Source organism: Gluconobacter sp. P5E10, from assembly GCF_018812145.1.
In the GTDB taxonomy this organism is placed as follows: Bacteria; Pseudomonadota; Alphaproteobacteria; order Acetobacterales; family Acetobacteraceae; genus Gluconobacter; species Gluconobacter cerinus.
This window is the reverse complement of record NZ_JACRVZ010000003.1, coordinates 404797-427056: the sequence shown is the minus strand read 5'-3', so window position 1 is coordinate 427056 and position 22260 is coordinate 404797. Positions and strand designations below refer to the sequence as shown.

22 protein-coding genes, 1 tRNA gene and 1 other RNA gene are annotated in these 22260 nt (G+C 57.6%); 6 read left to right on the top strand and 18 right to left on the bottom strand.

The genetic code is table 11. The features are described 5' to 3' along the window. The 11 genes from murG to rnpB form a co-directional block, all read right to left on the bottom strand. Window positions 1–1098: an undecaprenyldiphospho-muramoylpentapeptide beta-N-acetylglucosaminyltransferase gene (gene murG / locus KP707_RS08495; protein WP_211502795.1), complete on the bottom strand. Its 1098-nt coding sequence runs from the start codon at window positions 1096–1098 to the stop codon at window positions 1–3. After that, complete coding sequence (locus KP707_RS08490) at window positions 1095–2288, bottom strand: FtsW/RodA/SpoVE family cell cycle protein (RefSeq protein WP_086633620.1); 1194 nt, start codon at window positions 2286–2288, stop codon at window positions 1095–1097. Before KP707_RS08490 ends, murG begins: the two co-directional genes overlap by 4 nt. A 5-nt stretch (window positions 2289–2293) precedes the next feature. Further along, entirely contained in the window at window positions 2294–3640 is a 1347-nt protein-coding gene (murD, locus tag KP707_RS08485; protein WP_211502794.1) for a UDP-N-acetylmuramoyl-L-alanine--D-glutamate ligase, read from the bottom strand. Then, window positions 3637–4728 carry a phospho-N-acetylmuramoyl-pentapeptide-transferase gene (gene mraY, locus KP707_RS08480; protein ID WP_064273099.1) on the bottom strand — a complete coding sequence of 364 codons (1092 nt, stop codon included), beginning with the start codon at window positions 4726–4728 and terminating at the stop codon, window positions 3637–3639. Before mraY ends, murD begins: the two co-directional genes overlap by 4 nt. Further along, window positions 4728–6104 carry a UDP-N-acetylmuramoyl-tripeptide--D-alanyl-D-alanine ligase gene (gene murF, locus KP707_RS08475; RefSeq protein ID WP_211502793.1) on the bottom strand — a complete coding sequence of 459 codons (1377 nt, stop codon included), beginning with the start codon at window positions 6102–6104 and terminating at the stop codon, window positions 4728–4730. The genes mraY and murF overlap by 1 nt, the downstream gene beginning before the upstream one ends. Then, window positions 6101–7552 (bottom strand): UDP-N-acetylmuramoyl-L-alanyl-D-glutamate--2,6-diaminopimelate ligase, encoded by a 1452-nt coding sequence (locus KP707_RS08470; RefSeq protein ID WP_211502792.1) that lies wholly within the window; start codon window positions 7550–7552, stop codon window positions 6101–6103. Before KP707_RS08470 ends, murF begins: the two co-directional genes overlap by 4 nt. 8 nt (window positions 7553–7560) lie before the next feature. Then, complete coding sequence (locus KP707_RS08465; protein WP_211497253.1) at window positions 7561–9528, bottom strand: penicillin-binding protein 2; 1968 nt, start codon at window positions 9526–9528, stop codon at window positions 7561–7563. Window positions 9529–9613: 85 nt separating this feature from the next. Next, window positions 9614–10414, bottom strand: a complete 801-nt coding sequence (locus tag KP707_RS08460; RefSeq protein WP_211502791.1) for a hypothetical protein — start codon at window positions 10412–10414, stop codon at window positions 9614–9616. Beyond that, window positions 10411–11382 carry a 16S rRNA (cytosine(1402)-N(4))-methyltransferase RsmH gene (gene rsmH / locus KP707_RS08455; RefSeq protein ID WP_046901378.1) on the bottom strand — a complete coding sequence of 324 codons (972 nt, stop codon included), beginning with the start codon at window positions 11380–11382 and terminating at the stop codon, window positions 10411–10413. Before rsmH ends, KP707_RS08460 begins: the two co-directional genes overlap by 4 nt. Then, window positions 11379–11849, bottom strand: coding sequence for a division/cell wall cluster transcriptional repressor MraZ (mraZ, locus tag KP707_RS08450; RefSeq protein WP_211502790.1), 471 nt, complete (start codon window positions 11847–11849; stop codon window positions 11379–11381). The genes rsmH and mraZ overlap by 4 nt, the downstream gene beginning before the upstream one ends. Window positions 11850–12135: 286 nt before the next feature. Further along, an RNA gene (gene rnpB / locus KP707_RS08445) (RNase P RNA component class A) lies at window positions 12136–12539 on the bottom strand. Between the two features lie 75 nt (window positions 12540–12614). Here rnpB and KP707_RS08440 point away from each other — a divergent pair. Then, window positions 12615–13607, top strand: coding sequence for an alpha/beta hydrolase (locus KP707_RS08440; protein WP_211502789.1), 993 nt, complete (start codon window positions 12615–12617; stop codon window positions 13605–13607). Between the two features lie 9 nt (window positions 13608–13616). Here KP707_RS08440 and KP707_RS08435 read toward each other — a convergent pair whose 3' ends face one another. Continuing rightward, window positions 13617–14075 carry a hypothetical protein gene (locus tag KP707_RS08435; RefSeq protein ID WP_046902046.1) on the bottom strand — a complete coding sequence of 153 codons (459 nt, stop codon included), beginning with the start codon at window positions 14073–14075 and terminating at the stop codon, window positions 13617–13619. A 6-nt stretch (window positions 14076–14081) separates the two neighbouring features. After that, window positions 14082–15551 (bottom strand): glucose-6-phosphate dehydrogenase, encoded by a 1470-nt coding sequence (zwf, locus tag KP707_RS08430; protein ID WP_211502788.1) that lies wholly within the window; start codon window positions 15549–15551, stop codon window positions 14082–14084. A gap of 270 nt (window positions 15552–15821) precedes the next feature. Here zwf and KP707_RS08425 point away from each other — a divergent pair, with 270 nt between their 5' ends. Continuing rightward, window positions 15822–16088 carry a GapR family DNA-binding domain-containing protein gene (locus tag KP707_RS08425; RefSeq protein ID WP_007283547.1) on the top strand — a complete coding sequence of 89 codons (267 nt, stop codon included), beginning with the start codon at window positions 15822–15824 and terminating at the stop codon, window positions 16086–16088. 58 nt (window positions 16089–16146) lie between these two features. Continuing rightward, window positions 16147–16737, top strand: coding sequence for a hypothetical protein (locus tag KP707_RS08420; RefSeq protein WP_211502787.1), 591 nt, complete (start codon window positions 16147–16149; stop codon window positions 16735–16737). 24 nt (window positions 16738–16761) lie between these two features. Here KP707_RS08420 and proB read toward each other — a convergent pair whose 3' ends face one another. From proB to rplU, 4 genes are all read right to left on the bottom strand, one after another. Next, window positions 16762–17898, bottom strand: coding sequence for a glutamate 5-kinase (proB, locus tag KP707_RS08415; protein WP_211502786.1), 1137 nt, complete (start codon window positions 17896–17898; stop codon window positions 16762–16764). Further along, window positions 17895–18905 carry a GTPase ObgE gene (gene obgE, locus KP707_RS08410; RefSeq protein WP_064273106.1) on the bottom strand — a complete coding sequence of 337 codons (1011 nt, stop codon included), beginning with the start codon at window positions 18903–18905 and terminating at the stop codon, window positions 17895–17897. Before obgE ends, proB begins: the two co-directional genes overlap by 4 nt. 77 nt (window positions 18906–18982) lie before the next feature. Beyond that, window positions 18983–19249 (bottom strand): 50S ribosomal protein L27, encoded by a 267-nt coding sequence (gene rpmA / locus KP707_RS08405; protein ID WP_046901385.1) that lies wholly within the window; start codon window positions 19247–19249, stop codon window positions 18983–18985. A gap of 26 nt (window positions 19250–19275) precedes the next feature. Continuing rightward, on the bottom strand, window positions 19276–19590 hold the full coding sequence (gene rplU, locus KP707_RS08400) for a 50S ribosomal protein L21 (protein WP_046901386.1): 315 nt from the start codon (window positions 19588–19590) through the stop codon (window positions 19276–19278). Between the two features lie 286 nt (window positions 19591–19876). Here rplU and KP707_RS08395 point away from each other — a divergent pair. Both KP707_RS08395 and KP707_RS08390 read left to right on the top strand, forming a co-directional pair. Continuing rightward, window positions 19877–19966: transfer RNA gene (locus KP707_RS08395), tRNA-Ser, on the top strand. Between the two features lie 155 nt (window positions 19967–20121). Continuing rightward, a complete protein-coding gene (locus KP707_RS08390) occupies window positions 20122–21330 on the top strand; it encodes a phage integrase central domain-containing protein (protein WP_211502785.1) in 1209 nt (402 codons plus the stop codon). Between the two features lie 16 nt (window positions 21331–21346). Here the strand turns inward: KP707_RS08390 and KP707_RS08385 are convergent, their stop codons facing one another. Beyond that, window positions 21347–21532: an AlpA family transcriptional regulator gene (locus KP707_RS08385; RefSeq protein WP_211499001.1), complete on the bottom strand. Its 186-nt coding sequence runs from the start codon at window positions 21530–21532 to the stop codon at window positions 21347–21349. Window positions 21533–21709: 177 nt separating this feature from the next. Between KP707_RS08385 and KP707_RS08380 the strand changes: the two genes are divergently transcribed. Then, window positions 21710–22219, top strand: a complete 510-nt coding sequence (locus KP707_RS08380; protein ID WP_211499000.1) for a hypothetical protein — start codon at window positions 21710–21712, stop codon at window positions 22217–22219. The last annotated feature ends 41 nt before the right edge of the window (window positions 22220–22260 follow it).

Sequence of the window (22260 nt, the reverse complement as noted above, 5' to 3'; positions counted from 1 at the left end):
TCAGGACCGAAGGCCAGCTTCGATCAGGTCTGCTACCTTTGCGGCAGCATGAGGGCGAGCAAACTGACGTGCAGCTTCAGCAGCAGCGGACAGACGCTCAGGATGGGTAATCAGGTCAGCGACATGAGCTGTGAGAGCGGCAGATGTGAAATCCGGCTGACGAACCATCCAGGCAGCGCCCGCATCCTGTAACGCTTTGCCGTTCGCGCCCTGTTCGTCAGAGGCTGCGATGGGCAGAGGTACAAGAATGGATGGCAGTCCGGCCATCGCCAGTTCCGCGACAGAAGATCCGCCTGCGCGACCAATAACCAGATGTGCTGATTTCAGTCGTTCGGGAACATCGTTGAAAAAAGGTTCAACCTCAACCGCAATACCAGCATCTTCATAGATGGCACGAACGCGATCGGTGTCTTCCGCACGAACCTGTTGCGTGACATGCAGACGTGTCCGGAAGCCAACCGGCAAAGCAGCCAGAGCCTGGGGCACAACATCTGAAAATACGCGGGCACCGAGAGAGCCACCCCAGACCAAAAGCCGAACAGTCTCTGTCGGGGCGGTATAGGGTTGTCCGAACAGGACTTCGATCCCGGCCCGAACGGGCATGCCCGTCAAAGTGATGCGGGCGCCCTGTGGGAGGCGCGCAACGCTGTCATAAGACGTAGCGATGAGCGGAGAAAAGCGCGACAGAAAGGCGTTTGCTTGCCCGAGAACCGCGTTTCCCTCGTGAATAACCATTTCCGGACGCTGCGATTTTGGCAACATGCGAGAGGCCAGAAGCGGCGGAATGGACGGATATCCACCAAAACCCACAACAGCGGCGGCATCGAGCGTTTTGAGGATCCGGCGTGCTTCGAGCATGCCTCGGAAAAGTGCGGTAATACCACGCACTTTCCCCCCAAGGCCTTTGCCAGCCACGCCAGCACCGTCCAGCACATACTGCGGCCGATCCTTGAACAGGCCGGCCTCGCGTCGTCCATGTCGGGCGTCCGTCATAAGAACAAGGTCATGCCCACGTTCTGCCAAGACAGTGGCAACAGCTTCAGCCGGGAAAAAGTGCCCTCCGGTTCCACCGGCAGCAACGACAATCGGACGTTTCATGGGGTGTTTCTCTCAAGAAGGGAACCGGGGGTGTAAGGGGTGGCGACACGCTGGGCAATCTTGCCCGGGCCAACGTGATGGCGCGTCAGGGCAAGGACCATTCCCATGGTCAGAGCAATGGACATGGCCGAACTTCCACCATACGAAATGAATGGCAGCGTCATGCCCTTTGTTGGGATGAGGTGAAGTGTTGACCCCATGTTGACGAAAGCCTGTAGCCCAAACCCTGTCACCAGGCCTGCCGCGGAGACAATCACAAAAGGATCTTCTTCCCGCATCAGTTTCAGCAGGGTGCGGAGAACGATAATGCCGAACACGGTGATAATACCGAAGCAGAGCAACAGGCCGTACTCTTCGCCAGCAACGGCGAAAACAAAGTCGGCATGAGCATCAGGCAGCAGATCCTTGACGCGTCCTTCACCCGGCCCACGTCCGAGCAGCCCCCCATTTCCGAAAGCACGAAGCGCCGTGTCGATCTGATAGTGATCGCCAACGTCCGGATGCAGGAACCGCTCAACACGGGAGCGCACGTGCGGGAACATGACGAACGCCATGCCGAACGCACCAATCATGCCTGCAACACAAAGCCCTACCCAATATAGACGCAGTCCGTCGACGAAGAGCTGCGTCATGAAAACCATGGTGATGACGGACAACATTCCAATGTCCGGCTGGGACTTGAGGAGCGCCAGAATGACGCCAAAGCATGCGAAGGCGATCAGCATCCCGGGGAACGCTATGTTCCCTCGCAGAACGACCGTCCGGCGTGCGGAGAGGAGCCAGCCCGTCATGACGGCGAAGCAGGGTTTAAGGAATTCTGAAGGCTGCACGGACATCATGGGCAGGGCGATCCAGCGGCGCGCGCCTTTGATCTCCATCCCGTGCACCAGTGTCATGGCTGTGGCGGCGAGGGCAAGAATACCCCCGATAAAGGCCAGCTTTTTGACGCCCGCTCGCGAAAGATAGGACACACCAAGCACGATCGCCCCAGCCAGCGCCAGGAAGATCACCTGCTTGAGGATGAACATGTTGCGGGACGCGCCAATTCTCGAAGCCACGGCAGGGCTGGCCGCGAGCATCAGCACGTAACCCAGGCCGATCAGAATTCCGACACAGGCGAGCGTGACCCGGTCGGTATTGCGCCACCAGCGGGCGATTGCCGATGAATCGACACGGGAGGAGCCCGCCATGACCGTCAACCTTCCTGTTCTGCTTTGAGCATTTCGCCCGAATGGCCTGATTTCACAATATTATCGCAAATCTGGAGAAAGTGTGACCCACGATCCTCAAAACTGCGAAACTGATCAAAACTTGCACAGGCCGGAGACAGAAGAATAGTTTTGACACCAGCCGTCACGGCTGCGTCAAACGCTGCGGGAACTGCGCGATCCAGCGTGTCACACATCGTGTAAGGAACGCGATTGGCTTGAAGCGTTTCAGCAAGAACAGAGGCATCTCGGCCAATGAGGAACGCGTGGGCAATGCGGTCAAACCACGGGACAAGCATCTCGATGCCTCCCGCCTTAGCCGTTCCCCCCGCAATCCACATCACACGGTCGTAGGACCCAAGCGCCTTGGACGCAGCTTCGGCATTAGTTGCTTTGCTATCGTTGATGAACGCGACACCATCCCGCTCGGCTACCTTTTGCAGCCGATGCTCCAGACCGGGAAATGAGGCCAATCCGTCATGAATAGCCGCGTCGCTCAAACCAAGATGCTTTGCCATCGCCCAAGCCGCGGCGACGTTCTGACGGTTGTGCCGTCCGGGAAGTGCCGGGCCGTCAAAAGATGGAACCGCATCCGGCGCCAGCATCGTGACGGGGATTCCTCGTGACGCAATTTTCTCGGCGATCGTCAGGCACCATGGATCGTCTTCGCCGATAGCGGCCAGATCTTCAGACGTCATGTTGTCGAAGACATGCGCTTTCGCTGCCGCGTATCCATCCATGTCTCCATGACGATCAAGATGGTCCGGTGTAATGTTCAGCAGGCAGGCAGTTGCAGCGTGGAACTGGTCCAGCCGTTCCAGCATGTATGACGACATCTCAATAACGTAAACGCCGGTATCAGCCAGAAGAGGCAGTGCCAGAGACGCAGTGCCAAGATTGCCGCCCGCGACACAGGGAACCCCGGCGGATTGCAGGAGATGCGCCAGCAGAGCTGTTGTTGTGGATTTTCCGTTAGTACCGGTTATGGCTGCAAAATGCGCTTTGGACCCGGCTTTGCGAACATTGCGATAAAGCAATTCTGCATCTGACAGGATCTGCACATTCTGAGCGCGAGCCAGTTCGGCCACGGGATGCGGCTTAGGCAGAATATGCGGAATACCAGGAGACAGGACGAGCGCTGTCATGCCGGAAAGGTCTGTCAGTGGCGCAAGTGTCAGTCGCTCATGAGGGGGCAGAGACGGGGCATTATCATCCCATGCCTGAACCTCTGCACCCATGTTCAGCAACGCGTTGACTACGGCCGCCCCGTTACGACCAAGACCGCAAACCGCATAGTGCTCGCCTGCGAGAAGATCTGTCGGAAAGCCTGTCATCTCAATTTCAGCGTGGCCAGACCACACAGCCCCAGAACAATGGAGACAATCCAGAATCGTACGACGATCTTCGGTTCCTGCCAGCCCTTCTTTTCAAAGTGATGGTGCAACGGTGCCATGAGGAACACACGTCGGCCTGTACGCTTGAACCAGAAAATCTGGATCACGACGGAGAGTGTTTCTGCGACGAACACGCCGCCAACAATGCATAGAACGAGCTCATGCTTGACGGCAACTGCAACCGCACCCAGTGCGCCGCCGAGGGACAGGGAGCCTGTATCACCCATAAAAACGGCAGCCGGGGGTGCATTGAACCATAGGAAGCCAAGCCCCGCTCCAATCAGTGCGGCGCAGAACACAGCCAGTTCTCCGGTGCCCGGAACAGGATGAAGCTGGAGGTAATCAGCAAAAACATGATTGCCGACGAGATAGGCAATCAGCGCAAAGACGAGCGCTGCAATTACGACAGGAACAATCGCCAGGCCATCCAGACCGTCAGTGAAGTTCACGGCATTGCCGAAGCCTGTGATCGTAATCATCGCAAAAAGTGGGAAGGCATAACCGAGCGGAAGGAGGATATCCTTCACGAAGGGGAACGCGACGGCATTACGGAGTTCCGGCGGCGTCAGATGCTGGAGCCAGATGCCTGCGATGAGAGAGGCTGCAAACTCACATCCCAGTCGTACACGCTTGGACACACCTTTCGTATTCCGGCGGGAGAGCTTCAGATAGTCGTCTGCAAAGCCAACGGCACCGAATGCGGCAGTCGTGAGCATAACGGCCCAGACGAAACCGTTTGTCAGGTCTGCCCACAAGAGCGTCGCGGAGAACAGCGCGATCAGGATCAGCATCCCGCCCATCGTTGGCGTGCCAGCCTTTTCCAGAATATGCCGTTCCGGACCAAGCGTGCGGATAGGTTGCCCCTCACGCTGGATCCGTTTGAGCTGTGCAATGAAGGGGTTGCCAAGCGCCAGCGAGATCACCAGCGCCGTCAGGCATGCACAACCCGAGCGGAACGTCAGATAATGGAAGAGGTTGAAGAACCCACCATGCGATGAGGCATGAGAGGCGACGAGATTGAACAGCATTAGGCAGAGACCGGGTTGGAGGCGTTATCGAGGGCCGCAATGACATCGCGCATCCGGCTGCCCAAACTGCCTTTGACAAGCAGAAGGTCACCGGGGCGGAGAGCATCACACAGAAAGGGAGCGAGGGAAGACGCGTCAGGGGCATAACCACCCCGCACGGTTTCGGGAAGAGCTTCGTAAAGCGCGTGCATGTGGGTGCCACAGCAGAAAGCCAGTGCATCTGCTGCGATTACGGCATCCGCGAGAGAACGATGTTCTGCCTCTGCGAATTCGCCAAGTTCACGGATGTCTCCCAGAGCGACCACGCGGCGTTTGGCGGGAAGAAGCGAGAGAGTCTCTAACGCCGAACGAATGCTGGTCGTGGAGGCATTGTAGCTTTCATCAAGCAACTGAACGCCGTTCAGCACAGTACGTATCTGTCCGCGGCCTGCTCCTGGAACAAACCCGGTCAACGCTTTAGCCGCATCCTGCACATTTTCGCCAAGCGCTGCGACAGCTCCGAGAGCCAGCGCGGCATTTCGCGCCAGATGTCGGCCGGGAGCTGTTAATCTGATGGACACGCTCGGAGCATTAGGGAATGTCAGGGTAAAAGTGCTGCCTTCCGCGGTGCAGACCAGGTTTTCTAACCGGACTTGGGCGGCAGCAGAAAAGCCACTTAACCAAAGAGATGCATGGTCAGGGAGAGCTGCCTGAAACAGGTCTTGCCCCACAGCATCGTCCGGAGCAATGGCCGTCCCATGTGGTGCTAATGCGCTGAAGAGCCGGGATTTTTCACGCGCGATTTCTTTCACGCTTCCCATGTGGCCCAGATGTGCTGTTCCGATAGTGGTAATGATCCCAACATCCGGACGAACCTGCGCAGCCAACGGGGCAATTTCCCCCACATGGTTCATGCCAATCTCACTCACGCAAAAACGTGCGTCGCGGGGGAGGCGCGCTAAGGTGAGAGGGACGCCCCAGTGATTATTGTATGAGGCAATGGCAGCATGTGTCGGTCCGAGCGCAGAAAGTGCGGTGCGGAGCATGTCTTTCGTCGTGGTCTTGCCGACGCTGCCAGTAATCGCAACGACTTTTCCATCAAAGCGTACGCGTGCGAAGCGTCCCAGTGCTTCCAGACCCGTCATCGTATTGGCAACGATCAGGAGGCGTGGATCTGTCAGGCCTCTGGTGTCATGCACCATCACACACGCTGCCCCGGCATCGAGGGCTTGCGTAATGTGAGCGTGGCCATCACTGGCTTCGCCCTTAAGTGCGATGAACAGGTCGCCAGATTTCAGTGTCCGCGTATCTATGGAAATTCCGGTGACGGAAACGTCGGCTTCAAGGCGGCCATTTGTCGCATCACGAAGCTCTTCGGATGTCCAGAGAACGCTCATGCTGCACCTGCGAGTTCACGGATAACGCTGCGGTCATCGAACGGAAGAACGGTTTGACCAACAATCTGTCCCTGCTCATGCCCCTTGCCGGCAACAACCAGAATGTCCCCTGGCTGAAGCGCGTCCAATCCTGCGGCGATCGCAGATCTCCGGTCCCCGATTTCATGTGCTTCCGGGCAGGCCGCATGGATGGCGGAACGAATACTCTGCGGATCTTCCGTGCGCGGGTTATCATCTGTGACAATCGCCAGGTCCGCCATGCGTGCTGCAACTTCGCCCATCAGTGGGCGCTTGCCACGATCGCGATCTCCGCCCGCACCAAACACGACGACCAGTCGTCCCTGAGTATGTGGACGCAGGCTGGCGAGAACGCGTTCCAGTGCATCCGGCGTGTGGGCATAATCGACGTAGGCGGCTGCTCCATTGGAGAGCTCAGCTGCACGCTCACATCGTCCGCGTACACCAGTCAATTGCGGCAGGTATTCGACAACGCTTCGTGCTTCGCTTTCATCCTGCCAGCACATTGCAGCTGCCAGCATGGCATTATCAGCCTGGAACAGGCCAGGTAATGCCAAAGTCATTTCCGGAAGCTTTTCTCCATAGAGGGAAAGCCGAACGATCTGACCGGTCGGTGTGGGTGTGGTTTCAAGGAGGCGTAGGGCCGTCCCTGTCTTGCCCACTGTACGGAGTGTCATACCGCGCTGGGCTGCTAATGCCTTCAGGGCGTTGAATGTCTCCGGATCCATATCCGCATTGACCGCGGCGATGCCGTCTGCCGGCAAAAGGTCTTCAAAGAGACGCAGCTTGGCTTCACGATAAGCTGAGATGGTGCCGTGGTAATCCAGATGGTCGCGCGTCAGGTTTGAGAAGCCCGCTGCGTTCAGTGTAACGCCATCGAGGCGATGCTGTTCCAGTCCGTGGGAGGATGCTTCAAGCGCAACATGATCCACACCATACTGTGCCAGAGAGGCAAGCGTTTTGGCCAAAGACACGGGATCGGGCGTTGTGAGCGACGGTGGGGGCGGGACGTCAACGTTAGCGATCAGTCCAAGCGTTCCAAGGCTGGCAGCCTTGAAGCCCTGAAGCGTCCAGATCTGGCGGAGAAACTCTGCCGTGCTGCTTTTGCCGTTTGTTCCCGTGACCGCGGCGATACAGGTCGGCTGCGGACCAGCAAGAGTTACAGCGGTCAACGCGAGCAGGCGCTTGGCATCAGGGGTGAGCAGAACAGGAATATCGGCTTGCGCCGGATGATCAGCAATAACGGCAGCCGCACCATTCGCGACCGCTTGTGGGATGAAAGCTGCTCCGTCCTGTTTTGCGCCACGAAGAGCGAAAAACAGCGTGCCCGGCCGGACCTGTCTGCTGTCTGCTGTGACCGCGCAGATTTCAGGGTCAACGGAAGGCGACAGAACGGAACCATTCTGCCGGAGGAGTTCAGAGAGACGCATGGGCAGGCTCAGTGCTGTGTCTTGGGAGTGTGCGCCTGATTGCGCGGATCCCCAGGGTCGTTACCAGGGCCAAGGGCACGATAGCCCGCAGGCACGGACGGATTCATGGGGATGGCGAGAGATGCATCAATGGCGTCCTTGTTGGCTGTATCCGGGAACTGGTTCAGGATAGGTCCAACACGGGAAATGATTTTCTTGACGGTCGGCGCTGCGTTCCATGCGGCAGTGGTCCAGCCATGTGTGGCCGCAGTGCCCTGTGGGCTATCGAGCATGACATACACCGCGTAATGCGGGTTGTTCATCGGGAAAACACTGGTGAAAGCCGAGACGTTGACGTGTTTCAGGTATCCACCATGAGCACCGATTTTTTCAGCCGTGCCTGTTTTGCCACCCACGTAATAGCCCGGAACTTCAGCCGATTTGCCGCTTCCCAGGGTAACGTCAAGACGCAGCAGTTTGCGCAGCAGGGCAGACGTCTTCTCTGACAGAACCCGCGTTCCGACAGGTGTCTGTGCGCCAATGTCATCGCCGCTATCTGCCTCGTCGGGCTTGTAAACAACAGGACGCACCTTGGCATCAGGTGTCTGGCTTTCGTCCTGCTGATCCCGGGCCACCAGTGTGGGCTTTAAAAGAATACCGCCATTCACAGTGGCCGCCGTGCCACGGACAATGGCCAGCGGAGGCTCAGCCACACCATGGCCGAAGCCGACAGTCATGACAGTGGAGAGGCCCCAGTTTTTTGATGCAGGCACAAGGGGGCGTCCGGCTTCCGGAAGCTCTACCGGGACGCGGTTGAAGAAGCCCATGCTCCGCAGCCAGTCCTGCTGACGCTGGGCGCCGACGTCCAGCGCAATATGAGCCGCAGCCGGGTTGGATGAATAGGCCAGCACACCCGGCAGAGACAGCCATGGTGCAAAGTGATCAGTCTTCATATCGCGGATGGTGAAGCGGCCGACACGAATGGGAATGGTCGAAAACCGATCCCAGATATGAACCACACCAAGCTGAAGACCCATTGCGGCTGTCTGGAGCTTGAATGTCGAGCCAGGCTCGTACATGCCTGTCACGGCACGGTTGAAGCGCGCGTCGTTCGGTGCGTGGTTGAAATCATTGGCGTCATAGTCAGGGAGGCTGACCATGGCCAGAATTTCACCCGTTCGAACATCCATGACAATGGCCGAAGCACCAATGGCCGAGAACTCGTCCTTGGCTGCCATCAACTCATCATGCGCGACAGCCTGAACGCGAACGTCCAAAGACAGGCGTAGAGGCGTGCGATCCGAGTTCAGGCGCTGATCAAAAAATCGCTCCACGCCAGCAATGCCATGATCATCGATATCCACGCTGCCCATGATCTGAGCGGCAGTCCGGCCAAGCGGATAATGACGGCGCTCACCGGCTTCAAAATAAATACCGGGAATACCAAGATTATTGATCGCGATTTCCTGCACAGGGGAAATATCACGAGCGATGTAAACGAACTGCTTCTTCAGTGAAAGACGACGAACAGTTTCGGCTTCATCCAGCTTGGGCAGAACGGTTTTAAGCTTCTTTGTCGCGTCCTCTGGATCAATCAGTTCCATCGGGTTGGCATAAACCTGCGCGACGGGAAGAGACAGCGCCAGGGCCTGCCCGTTACGATCAGTAATGGTGGCCCGTTTGACTGTAGGCAGGACAAAATCGCCTGCCATTTCACCACGTGGATCGCTTTTCGGAATTTCTGGAACCTGAGGTGCGATCTGGCGCTTCTCAGGCTCCATAGGCATCAGCACCGTTGCGAACGTGGCTTTGAGGGCAACTGCGCCATAAATGGCCAGAAAACCCATGCCAACGCCCAGAAGGCGACTATGCATCTGATCCAGATTAAGACGGCGGGAAGGCGTTCGCACTGCCGTCTGTGAGTCGCGCCGCTCTGCCCGTTTGCCCGGGCGCGCTGCGCGACGCGAACCTGATGGGGGTGGCACGTCCTGGGGCATCGTGCGGCGTTGCGTCCTGTCTAAGGTGCTCGCCCGAAGCTATCCGGAAAATACTGAACGAGCAGTTAATAAAGAAGAGAGGGTCTCAGTTAGCCAACGGAACTGGCGGGGGCAATGCGTCTTCGTCATTTCCCAGCGCAGAGCTGGCATGATGATGCGGGCGTGGGCGTTCTTCCGCAACGCGGGTCAAAGACGCCTCACGAACCTGATGGACGGGTTGCGTATGCCACGCCGCCGCGACCAGCGGTGTCGGGCGTGCGCCATGATAGCTCACAAGACGAACGGTTGGCGTCACGTCCGAACGGGTTGTCGCGCTGACATGCGGCGTTACGGGACGAGCAGAGGCCAGATCCATGTCTGGGGAATGGACAATCCGGTCAGCATGGGGGTGAGCAACATGCGTCGTGACGGTATGGGCTGTCATGACATGAGGTGTGGGAGCCGCAGGCGTGGCTGAAGCAATAACCGGAGCATGCTGAACAGGCGCAACTGGGTGAACAACCGGAGGAGCCGGGAGCGGAAGATGTGCCTCGGTCGCCGCACGGTTGACGACTTCATGCAGGCTTTCGCGCGGATCTGTTGGAACCGGACGCGAGCCCGGGTTTGGAAGGCGTGCTTCAAGACTGGCCATGCGGATGAACTGATCCGGGGCCATAGGGTGAAGGTCGGGAAGAAAGCGCGCTGCCAGGGTGTTCAGGCGATCCGGCTGGTTCAACAGGGCCCATTCCGTGCGCATCATGGCTGTCTGCGCGCGGACTTTCTGCGTTTCCTGGACCACCTTGGTGATCTTCTGGTCGAGGACCGTCGTCTCATGCTTCTTGGTGTAGAGAAACAGGCCAGACCCTGCGGCGAGAACAGCGCAGGCGATGGTGAAGGGCCGGATCATGCTCGGTTTCCTGAGGCGGGCGGTTGTGGGGCGGAATTACGAACCAGGGCGCGCAACCGGGCGCTGCGTGCTCTGGGGTTATCCCGCGCTTCCTCTTCCGTGGCAGGCAGGGGGCGGGAATACAGGAGAGAAAAAGCCGAAGGCTCTTTCCGGACAGGCGCCGGGTCATAGCGGGACGGATTGGCAGTGCGACCTGCCAGTTCCGCCATGGCGCGCTTGGCCAGACGATCTTCAAGGGAATGGAAGGTCACAACAACGAACACGCCGCCGGGAGCCAGAAGGCGAGGGGCTGCTTCTAGCGCGCGTTCCAGTTCGCCCAGCTCGTCGTTCACAGCAATCCGGAGGCCCTGAAAGCTGCGTGTAGCCGGATCGATCTTGGAGCGGTCTTTGGGGACGCAGGACCGAACGATATGTGCGAGGCGGCCCGTGGTCGTAATGGGTTCTTCCGCGCGGGCTGCCACAATGGCGCGTGCGATGCGACGGGACAGCTTCTCTTCGCCATAACGATAGAGAACATCCGCCAGATCACCTTCCTTCATGGAATTCACCAGATCGGCAGCAGAGGGGCCGTCGCCCCCCATGCGCATATCCAGCGGACCATCATTACGGAAAGAAAAGCCGCGTTCAGCCTGATCAATCTGGAATGAAGAAACGCCGAGATCCAGAACGATGCCGTCAAACGGTCCGTCCTGGCCCACAAGCGCTTCCATGTCCCCGAATGTTCCCTGATGCATGAACAGTCGACCATTGGCCTGCTCGGCCATGGCTTCACCACGGGCAATCGCAGTCGGGTCACGGTCAATGCCGTGCAGGGTGCAATCTGCGCTGTTGAGTATGGCACGGGCGTAACCGCCGCCGCCAAATGTTCCATCCAGATACCGGCCGCCTTCACGCGGGGAAAGTGCTTCGAGCACCTCCTTCAGCATGACGGGAACATGTCCTTGATGGACGAGCGTGATTGCGTTCATGCCGCATCTCCGGTGGCCGGTTTGCGGCTGCTGGTAAGTTCTTTTGCCCGTGCGCGGGCCTGGTGACGACGTTCTGCTGCTGCTGCCGGATTCCAGATCTGGAAAACGCGACCCAGTCCCATGAAGGACACTTCGTCGTTTAACGATGCATGGGCGCGCAGAACATCGGGAAGAATGATCCGGCCTTCCTTGTCGCTGTCGAGCGGATACGCATCTGCGTAAAGGCTGGCAGCCAGATCTTCGTGGTCTTCAGAGAACGGATCGTATTCGTCCAGAGGCTGCGCCAGGGAGGCGAAAGCGGCGGACGTCCAGGCTTCGATGCACGGATGAAGATGTGAGGGCCGAAGAATGACCAGCGCTTCGCCAGGCTGAGCCTGCGTTCTGAGAGCGGATCGGAAGGGGGCCGGAATGGAAACACGTCCCTTGGCGTCAAAGCGGTTCTGATGTGTGCCGAGGAACATGCTCATTGATGATGTGCCTCCCTTCACTTCAGGACTTGCGCAAGGTGATCAGGTATTTCTCTGTTCTTTCTTGGGATACCATGGGATTTCATGGGACGTCAAACATATATCTGCGAAAAACCGCAGAAAACTGCGGCTATTTTCATGGTGGAAATTGTGACGCGATTTTTTGCTGTTTGTTAGGAATTATCAGGGATAATCGCACGGCGAGATCTATACCTGCCGTTATTTGTTCCCTTTATGTTCTCATGGCGTAGCTTTTGAGAATTACTGGAGAACGTTTTTCATCAGAGGTGCCAGACGGCCTGTAAGCCGGGTTCTGTCCGCCAAAGGCGGGACGATCATTCCTCTGGGACATGCATCGCTGCATGCCTCACGCAACCAACCCGAACGACGGAGTGAGACGCTCCCGGCTGCCTTGCGACAGCCTGCCGTTCCTATTCGGTTTTGCTCCCGGTAGGGTTTACCGTGACCGACGCCGTTGCCGGCATCGCGGTGTGCTTTTACCACACCGTTTCGCCCTTACCCGCGACGTATTCCAAGAAGGAACAGTCCGGCGGGCGGTCTGTTTTCTGTGGCACTGTCCCTAGGGTCGCCCCCGCCGGCTGTTAGCCGGTACCGTTGTCCCATGGAGCCCGGACTTTCCTCCATGACGGGGATCCTCATCCCAGTCACAGCGACCGTCCAGCCGTCTGGCGGTGCGGACCTTGCGCCGGGAGCGTTTGCGGGTCAAGGGCAGACTTTGTTCTGGTTTCGCTGCATGATGCTGGAATGAAACCAGTATTTGCCCTGAGGCTGTTTCTTGCATGGCTCGCATGGCAGGCCCGTCGTCGAGGTGTTGTACGGCCGGCAGTGCTTGTTGAGGTGGTTCCAGAGATCCCCGGTCCGGTCCCGTCGCTGGAGGTGCTGAAGCAGATACGGAAGATCACCGGGCGCCCCAGCTTTCCGCAATGCCTGTCATCGCTGCGGATCCGCAAATGGGTAGACATCAGGGTTCCGGGCGGAGAAGACCTGCGACCTGCACGCCTGTATCGGCCAAGAGGAAGCGTATCGGGCGTGGTGCTGTTCCTGCACGGTGGCGGATTCGTACATTGCGATACGACGTCACATCATGGGATCTGTTGCCGTCTGGCTGAATCTTCAGGTGCGATGGTCCTGTCTCTCGATTACCGTCTGGCACCGGAGCATCGCTTCCCAGCAGGTTTAAGAGACGCGCAGGCAGCCCTTAAGTGGCTTAAACTCACGGCGCCGGATCTGCCGATTGCTGTGGCAGGGGATAGTGCTGGTGGAAATCTGTCAGCTGTTTTGGCGCAATGGAGTCGCTCACAGCCTGATCTGCGACTGGCTGCCCAGCTTCTTTATTACCCAGCCCTGAGCGGCCCGGTCATTCCTTTATCCCGGCATGATTACGCTGAGGGTTACATGCTGACGACAGACCTTCTGTATTGGTACTGTTCTCAGACGCTCTCATCGCCCGATCAACTGTTCGATCCGGAATTTTCGCCTGTTTTTGCGGATCATCTCAGGGATCTTCCTCAAGCGATGATCGTAACGGCCGGCTTTGACCCTTTGCGTGGAGAAGGTGAACTTTACACGCGATTGCTCAGGGAGGCTGGAGGAACCGTCAAATACCGGGTGTTTCCACGCATGATCCATGGCTTTCTGAACGGGTATGCCCTGTTCAGGGATGGGCGGACGGCATTGCGGGAAGGGGGCGTATTTTTACGGGAGGCTTTCAGGAAGGCCGGATCACGACCTTCCTGAGTGGAAGCTTTAGAGCCGCAGTTCGTGGAACGTGCCAGGCGTTCCTGCATCGGTTTGAATCGTGCGCTCACTGCGATCAACCTTCAGGCTGAACAGTTTGTCAGCTGACGGCTTGTCTCCGGGGCAGCCATTACCGTGGCGTCCCAAGACATCAATGTCCGGATTATTCTCGGCAGCATTGCCATTCACAACGAACACGAGACAACGCTTGGGCATGTCCGTCAGTCCGTCGTTGGTCACGACAAGTCGTAGATGTTCCACAAGGGCTGTATTATCGAACCAGCTCAGCTTGTTGAACGTGAACTTGTCGTAGGAAAAATCCAAAAGTCCGGAACGAACGACCACGAACATCAGCAGAAACGCCGGCACCACAATCAGGAGCCGGCGCATCAGGTGCTGTTTGAGTGTACGGGGCGGACGCCGTGTGCCCCGTGTAAAACGGGGCTTCGCGTTCGCGGGGTCAGTCAAAAGCAATTACTCCATGTCTTCGTGCCACTTGTCGCCCTTGTCGGCTAGCAGCGCTGCAGATTTCTCCGGACCGTAAGACCCGGCGCTATAAGTCTGCATCGGCACCTTGTTCTCGCTCCAGGCCTTGAGCACAGGTTCGGCCCAGCGCCATGCCGCTTCAACTTCGTCACGGCGAATGAACAGAACCGGATTCCCACGCACCGCGTCAAGCAGAAGGCGCTCATACGAGTCCGGGAAAGGCAGGCCGCCTTCCATGCGGATTGTCGTGTCGAGATCCGCCGTACGCAGGGTATAGGCGTCCAGAGCCGGGTTCTTGACGTTCAGCTGTAGCTCAACACCCTCATTCGGCTGAATGCGAATAACCAGCCGGTTTCCCGATGGCGTTGCGCCAAACAAAGCTGTCGGCGCAGCACGGAAGCGAATAACGATCTCGCTAACCTTGCGCGCAGAGCGCTTGGCCGTCCGGATATAGAAAGGAACGCCTTTCCAGCGTGGGGTATCAACCCAGGCACGCACTGCGGCGTATGTTTCCGTGTTGCTCGGCTGTCCAAGCTCTTCCAGATAGCCCGGAACGCTCTGGCCACCAACAACGCCAGCAGTGTACTGCGCGCGGACGGTCTCAGAAGCGACAGTCTCATCCGTAATGGGGCGGAGTGCGTTCAGCACGGCCAGCTTGGCATTACGGACGGTATCGGCTTCCAGGGAATCAGGCGCTTCCATCGCGACCAGACACAACACCTGCAGGAGATGATTTTGGATCATGTCCCGCATGGCGCCTGAGGTGTCGTAGTAAGATGCGCGACCTTCAACCCCGACGGTTTCAGCAGCCGTGATCTGAACGCTCTCGATCTGCTCGGCAGACCAGACGGCGTTCATGATCGGATTGGCAAAGCGAAGAGCCAAAACGTTCTGGACCGTCTCTTTCCCGAGATAATGGTCAATACGATAGACCTGATTCTCGGGGAAATACTGGCCCACGCCGTCATTGATGGCTGTCGCAGTCGCCATATCCGTGCCGATCGGCTTTTCCAGCACGACGCGCGAATGCGGCGATACGAGATTGTGGCTGTGAAGATTTTCGCAAATTCTTCCGTACAGCTGAGGCGCCGTCGCGAAATAATAGACGCGGATCCGGTCAGCCGGGGCTTCGGAGAGAATGGAGGACAGGGCGCTCCATTCACTGTCGGCCTTCGTGCCATCAAGTGTGACGTAGTGTAAAAGTCCGAGAAAACGGTCTACGAGGACCGGAGATCGGACATCATCGGGAATGAAGCGTTCCAGCGCCTCTTTGGCGCGGGCAACATAGCCGTCCCGGTCGATATCCGTACGGGCGGTACCAATGATGCGGGCATCGTCTGGTATCTGTCCCATGCGGAGACGGTTATAAAGCGCAGGCAGAAGCTTGCGCATTGTGAGATCGCCGGTGGCGCCAAAGATAACATAGTCGAATGGTTCGACTTGCTGGACGTGTTCCATGGGTGCTCTCTGACCTCTCGAACCCGGATTGTCGGGGGAAAAGGGTTTAGGGTTCAGGCCTTTGCAGGCAGGGTCTAGTTCCGCTCTGGGGGGCTTTATGTCAAGGGAACGGGCATGCACGACATCGGGAGGAGGCATCACGGAAACGCGTGCGTTCCCTAAATGTGCACATAATTCCGTTGACCTCCCAAGCCTTGGCGCGATAAGCCGCGCGGCTGGTGTCGCATCTCTGCGATGCCCCGGACTTATGCCTGAAAAAGGAAAATGAACATGGACGCAGAAAGCAAAATCGAAGGCGCCGCAACGGGTGGCATTGCTGCTGACCGCCTGCGCTCCATCATTGAGCGGGTCGAGCGTCTGGAGGAAGAACGCAAGGCTCTGGCGGGTGACATCAAGGATATTTTCTCTGAAGCGAAGTCTGCCGGTTTTGACGTGAAGGTGATCAAGCAGATCATCAAGCTGCGCAAGCAGGAGCCTGCGGAAGTGGAAGAGCAGGAAACGCTTCTTGATATCTATCGCCGCGCTCTTGGCATGTAATCCGGCGTCTCCGGATCGAACCCGCATTGTCTGGCTCTCTTAATATCCGGACCGGAGCATGATGCCCGATATTTCATGGTTGCCCGCATGGGCATTGATGTCTCTGCTGATCATTGCCGGCCTGTTCGCGCTGGCTCTGGTCTGCATGCCGTTTGCCGTTTTCGGTGTTAAGCCACGGTTGCAGGAACTCGAGTTCCAGATTGGAGAACTGCGTGCAGAGCTTCAATCCCTGTCCCTGCGTATGACGGCCCCGCCGTCGGACCGGATGGTTGCCGCCGGGCGCCCTGCTGATGAGGAAAGCCGGACTGCCGGTGTTCGTGCGCCTGTTCAGAAAACGCCCTCCGTTGAGCGCGTACCTTCGGAGCCAGCAGATTATTTTGAGCCTGCCGCTGTCGTGCGTGCTGAGGGACCGTCCTATGAGGACGGCCCGTTGGTGGCTGACCCTGATGCTCTGCGCAGAGTAGCCAAGAAGCCTGAGGCCTCTAAAAAAAGCTGGTCCCGCGCTCCTTGGGAGGGTGAGCAGACGCGACAGAGCGCTGCGCGGGAGCGGGAAGAGCTTGCCCCTCGGTCTGTATCTGCTCGAAGTGACGATGATGAGGCTTTCAGAGCCCGTGCGGAGCCGAAGCTCCGGTGGCCTCCAAGGGGCTAGACACAACTTTGTGCTGGAGTGGCTTTAGTGCTGATCCAGCACAAGGTCATCGCGATGAATCAGAACATCGCGACCACGATAGCCTAAAAGCTGCTCCATTTCCTCGGAGCGATGGCCGATAAGCTTTGTGCACTCTTTGGCTGTGTAGGACGCCAGGCCGCGACCCAGCACATCTCCCTGCTCATCTTTGATCAGCACTAGATCTCCGCGCTCGAAGTGCCCGTCAATCGCGGTAACGCCGGCAGGCAGGAGTGACGCGCCCACAATCAGGGCATTTCGCGCTCCAGCGTCAACTACAAGAGTTCCCTTGGGATGCAGGCTGCTTCCGATCCAACGTTTGCGAGCAGAACCGGTATCCGTCTGGGGAAGGAACCAGGTGCACAAACCACCGTCCAGGAGCTTCTGAATGGGATTTTGTGCCTGTCCTGCCGCAATGACCATGGATGCGCCTGCACGGTTGGCAATGCGGGCTGCCATAAGTTTCGTGCGCATTCCACCAGACGAATAGCCAGGTGGAGGCTCGCCCCCCATCGCCATGATGTCGTCCGTCACTTGCTCAATGACCGGAATATGACGCGCCGCTGGATCCGTGCGCGGGTCTGCCGTGTAAAGACCGTCAATGTCGGAAAGGAGGACAAGACAGTCCGCTTCAATCATCTGGGCCACACGAGCACCTAGGCGATCATTGTCACCAAAGCGGATTTCCGAGGTGGCGATGGCATCATTTTCATTGATGACGGGAATGCAGCCCAAGTCCAGCAGTGTCTGGAGTGTGGCGCGAGCATTCAGATGGCGCTCACGGCTTTCTGTATCGTCGGGCGTGAGAAGTAACTGCCCGGCAACAAGTCCATGCTGGGCGAGGGCATCACTCCAGCCCTGAGCAAGACCAATCTGCCCGACAGTAGCAAGCGCCTGCTTCTCGTCGAGGCGCAGGCGGCGGTTCATCAGGCCCAGTTGATGTCTTGCAAGTGAAATTGCCCCTGAGGATACGACAACGACTTCTGTGCCCGCTTTCTTTAGCCTGGCGATGTCCTCACAGACACTGCGCAGCCAATCGGCCCGCAGCGCTGCCTGTGCGCCATCAACAAGAAGAGCGCTTCCAACCTTGATAACAATCCGGCGCGCCTGCGCCAGTTGAGGGGCAGGGGCCTTGGCGGTCATGCCAGCTTGCTTTCCTTCGCTGCATTAACACGATCCTGAAGGAGCCGGAGTAACTCGGGCAGGCCTTCGCCTGTCACCCCGGAGAGTGTCAGTACTTCTGCACCAGATGCTTTTGCAAGAGCCCGTTTTTTGGCTGACTTCTGTTCGGCGGTCAGAGAATCGCACTTGTTGAGCACAATGATCTCAGGCTTGGCGGCCAAGACCGGATCATACGCTTCAAGCTCATTCCGGATCAGGCGCCAGTGCTTCACGATTTGCGACTCTGTTCCATCAATCAGATGAAGCAGCGTTGCGCATCGCTCAACGTGACCCAGGAAGCGATCGCCGAGGCCTGCGCCTTCGCTTGCGCCTTCGATCAGTCCCGGAATATCCGCAATTACGAACTCTTCAGTCGTATTCAGGCGTACGACACCAAGCTGCGGATGCAGCGTGGTAAACGGGTAGTCTGCAATCTTTGGTCGTGCACGGGATGCCACGGAAAGAAGCGTAGATTTGCCTGCATTCGGGAGGCCAACAAGGCCAACATCCGCAATGAGTTTCAGGCGAAGCCAGACCCAACGCTCTTCGCCCGGCCAACCCTTGTCGGCACGGCGTGGCGCACGGTTGGTGCTGGTCTTGTAATGGGCATTGCCTCTGCCACCATCACCGCCGCGACACAGGAGGATCTCCTTGCCGTCTTCATCCAGATCCGCAAGGAGTGTCTCGCGGTCTTCATCGAAGATCTGCGTGCCGACGGGCACATTGATGATAACGTTTTCCGCAGCTGCACCGGTTCTATCGGAACCTGCGCCGTTGCCGCCTTTACGGGCCTTGAAATGCTGTGTGTATCGGAAGTCGATCAGCGTATTGAGGGCAGGGACGGCGCGGAAAAGAACATCGCCACCACGTCCGCCGTTACCACCGTCAGGGCCACCGAATTCGACGTACTTTTCCCGACGGAAGGCGATCACGCCGTCACCGCCATCGCCGGAACGTACATAGATCTTGGCCTGGTCGAGAAATTTCATCGTATTATCCGCAACATATGAAAAAGGCCGGCCCTTGGGAGGACCGGCCCTTCCGCTCGCGCTTGGGGCGCGGTGACTTACTCGGCGGCTTCCGGCAGCGCCACGGAAACGTGGACGCGGCCTTCGGCGCGACGCTGGAACTTCACATGTCCGTCCACAAGGGCGAACAGTGTGTGATCGCGACCAATGCCGACATTGCTGCCAGCCTTCATCTTGGTTCCACGCTGACGGACAATGATGTTGCCTGCCAGAACGCTCTCGCCGCCGAACTTCTTGACGCCGAGACGGCGACCGGCGCTATCGCGCCCGTTACGACTGGAACCGCCTGCCTTTTTTTGTGCCATGGCTGTGTATCCTTCCTAGTGCGGCTTCAGGCCGCGTTGATCGCGTCGATGCGCAGCACGGTAACGTGCTGGCGGTGGCCATTCTTACGACGGCTGTTCTGACGGCGACGCTTCTTGAAGATGATGACCTTGGCCAGACGATCCTGTGCGACCACGGTGGCCGTCACGGTTGCGCCAGCAACCAGCGGCGCGCCAACGGTCACGCTGCCTTCGCTGCCGACCATCAGGACGTCGGAGAAGGTCACGGTGCTACCGGCTTCAGCCTCAAGCTTTTCAACCTTCAGGATGCTCTCAGGAGCAACACGGTACTGTTTTCCGCCTGTGCGGATGACTGCAAACATTCTGGAAACTCTCGCTGTTCCGATCTCTTGGCCGCTTTTGCCGGGGTATTCCCGGTCTGGCGCAGCCCAGTCGCTTCTTATCGTTGGTTCCTGACCGACCACATGGGACGGCTAGAACAGGCGGGTCGATACAAGGAGACAGTCTTCCAGTCAATCAAAAACAGCAAATTGTGAGTAGGTCATGCCATCTTTAATTAGGGAAAGAGTGGTGGCTCCCTCTTGCATTATGCTGAAAAGCCAGTCATAAGCCGCGCCATCGATCAGGTCTACTTTATGTAGGCCGTACGGAGAGGTGCCAGAGTGGTCGATTGGGGCGGTCTCGAAAACCGTTGTGCCTTCGCGGGTACCGTGGGTTCGAATCCCACCCTCTCCGCCATTCTATATATCCCATAACAATTCACAGCGCTTTTAGTGTCGTAGAGCTGGCGGTTTTCTGCTGTTTATGTACTCTATAACGCTCTGTGATGGTCCTTCAAGCTCATGCAGCATCGGGGTATATATGGGGGTATCATTTTACGCGTGGGGGTATCGATGCTGACGGATGTTCAGCTGCGTCGCCTTACGCCAGCAGAAAAACCTTACAAACGTGCGGATACGGGGGGCTTGTTCATTCTCGTACAGCCCAATGGCTCGCGACTATGGCGCATGAAGTATCGCGTCGGCGGTCGCGAAAAACTGCTCTCTTTTGGTGCTTATCCGGAAGTCAGTCTAGCAGCGGCCCGCGATGCTCGGGACGCAGCCAGAAGCGAGCTCCGAGCCGATCGCGATCCTGCTCTGACCAGGAAGCAGCGTCAGGCTGAAGCAGAGCGAGCAGACCGGCAGCTACAAAGTGTCGGAGAAAAGTGGATCTCGATTCAATGCACTCAGTGGACGGAGCGCCATAGAGACGATGTGGCAACCAGCCTGCAACGTTTCGTATGGCCGACACTTGGCCGGATCAATCTTGATGACATCACACCTCCCATGGTGCTGGAGGTCATCCGTCGGATCGAGGCCGCACGTGCAAAAGAAACGGCACGGCGGGTTCGGCAAAGACTAAGTGCCATCTTTGTTTTTGGGATGGCCCATGGGTTGGGAAGTCACGATCCTGCCGCTATTATCAAAGGAGCGCTCGCTCCTTTGAAAAAGGGACGCCAACCCGCGCTGATCAACCTCGATGAACTTCGGACGCTGTTTCGGGATGTCGAAGCGATCCCCGCGCATCCCGTGACCCTTCTCGCCATGAGATTTCTGGCATTGACGGTTGTGCGGCCCGGAGAAGTGCATGCCATGGCCTGGCATGAAGTTTCAGAAGATCGACGTATATGGATCATCCCCGCGGAGCGGATGAAGATGCGGCGGGAGCATGTCGTGCCCCTCTCGACCCAGGCACAGGATATTCTAGGTGCCGTCTCGACGGTGACAGGTCGGGGACCACTGGTCTTCCCAAACGCCCGTTGGGCTCATCGTCCAATGAGCGAAAACGCACTGGGATATCTCCTGCAGCGGGCCGGGTATGCTGGACGGCAGGTGCCCCATGGATTTCGCGCGTCTTTTTCATCCATCATGAACGAACGTTTTCCCGGTGACCGCCAAATCATCGATCTCATGTTGGCTCATATCAATAAAGACCGGGTGGAAGGAGCTTATAATCGCGCTCTTCATATGGAGCGTCGAAGAGTGCTGGCCCAGATCTGGGCGGATCTCTTAATGGAGGGACTAAAGGATACCGCCGCCCTTTTGCAGCACAGAAAACGTTAGGCCTGACTGTTTCTCTTTACGTTTCAGAACAGTGTTTCTCGATCCAGTCGTTGATGCTGCTTTCGCTCCAGCGAACGGCACGCGCCCCAAAAACATGGGAGGGACGTGGAAATTTTCCCTGTTGAATCAGCTTGCGCACATAAGAGGGGGAGAGCGACACGCGTGCGCAGACCATCGCAAGTGTGAGTAATTTTTCAGGCATGGTTTTTATCCTTTTCTCTATACACACGGATCATATTTCTTCATTTTTTGTTTGTACAAGCGAAAAAATCTCTGTTCGGTATACCGTACAAAGCGTAGAAAAAAATCAAAGGGAATTCCCTGGGAGTTTTTCTCTCATTTTTTTTTGAGAAGGATGATCTGCCGTATGCGGAAAAGTATGTCGGGCCCTGAAACAACGATTCTAACACCGGCTGACTGCCGGGTGGCTCGAGCGATTCTCCGATGGTCCCAGGCCGAACTCGCAGAGCGGAGTGATGTTCTCCGCGTTACGATCGCCCGCCTTGAACAATCCAGCGTATTGCCAGAAGAGAAGACACTCGAAATGCTCCGCCGGGTCTTTGAGGATGCTGGCCTCGTTTTTTGCACAGATGCTCGGGGAAATCGCAGCGTTGTCGATTGGACGCGCTGGGTCGTCCTGATCTCAGCTCCGCACCTCTCCCTTGAAGTCGGCAGCACGATCTCTCTGCTGCAAGATCATGATGGCACGCTGAAATGTGCGGACCTTACACGGGGGGCACTAATACAAGCCGCAGAGCCGCCGCGTTACGGCCAATGGACCTATAACTACGGCCAGGTTGGGGATCAGGGAATTGTAACGCTAATAAAGTCGCAGGAGGATAAGCGACGCGGCAGTGTCAGCGAGGTCACCTATCGTCTGTTGCCGTGAACGAGCAGACTCTGGCGGTGCCTTCACATCGGGGCACCGCC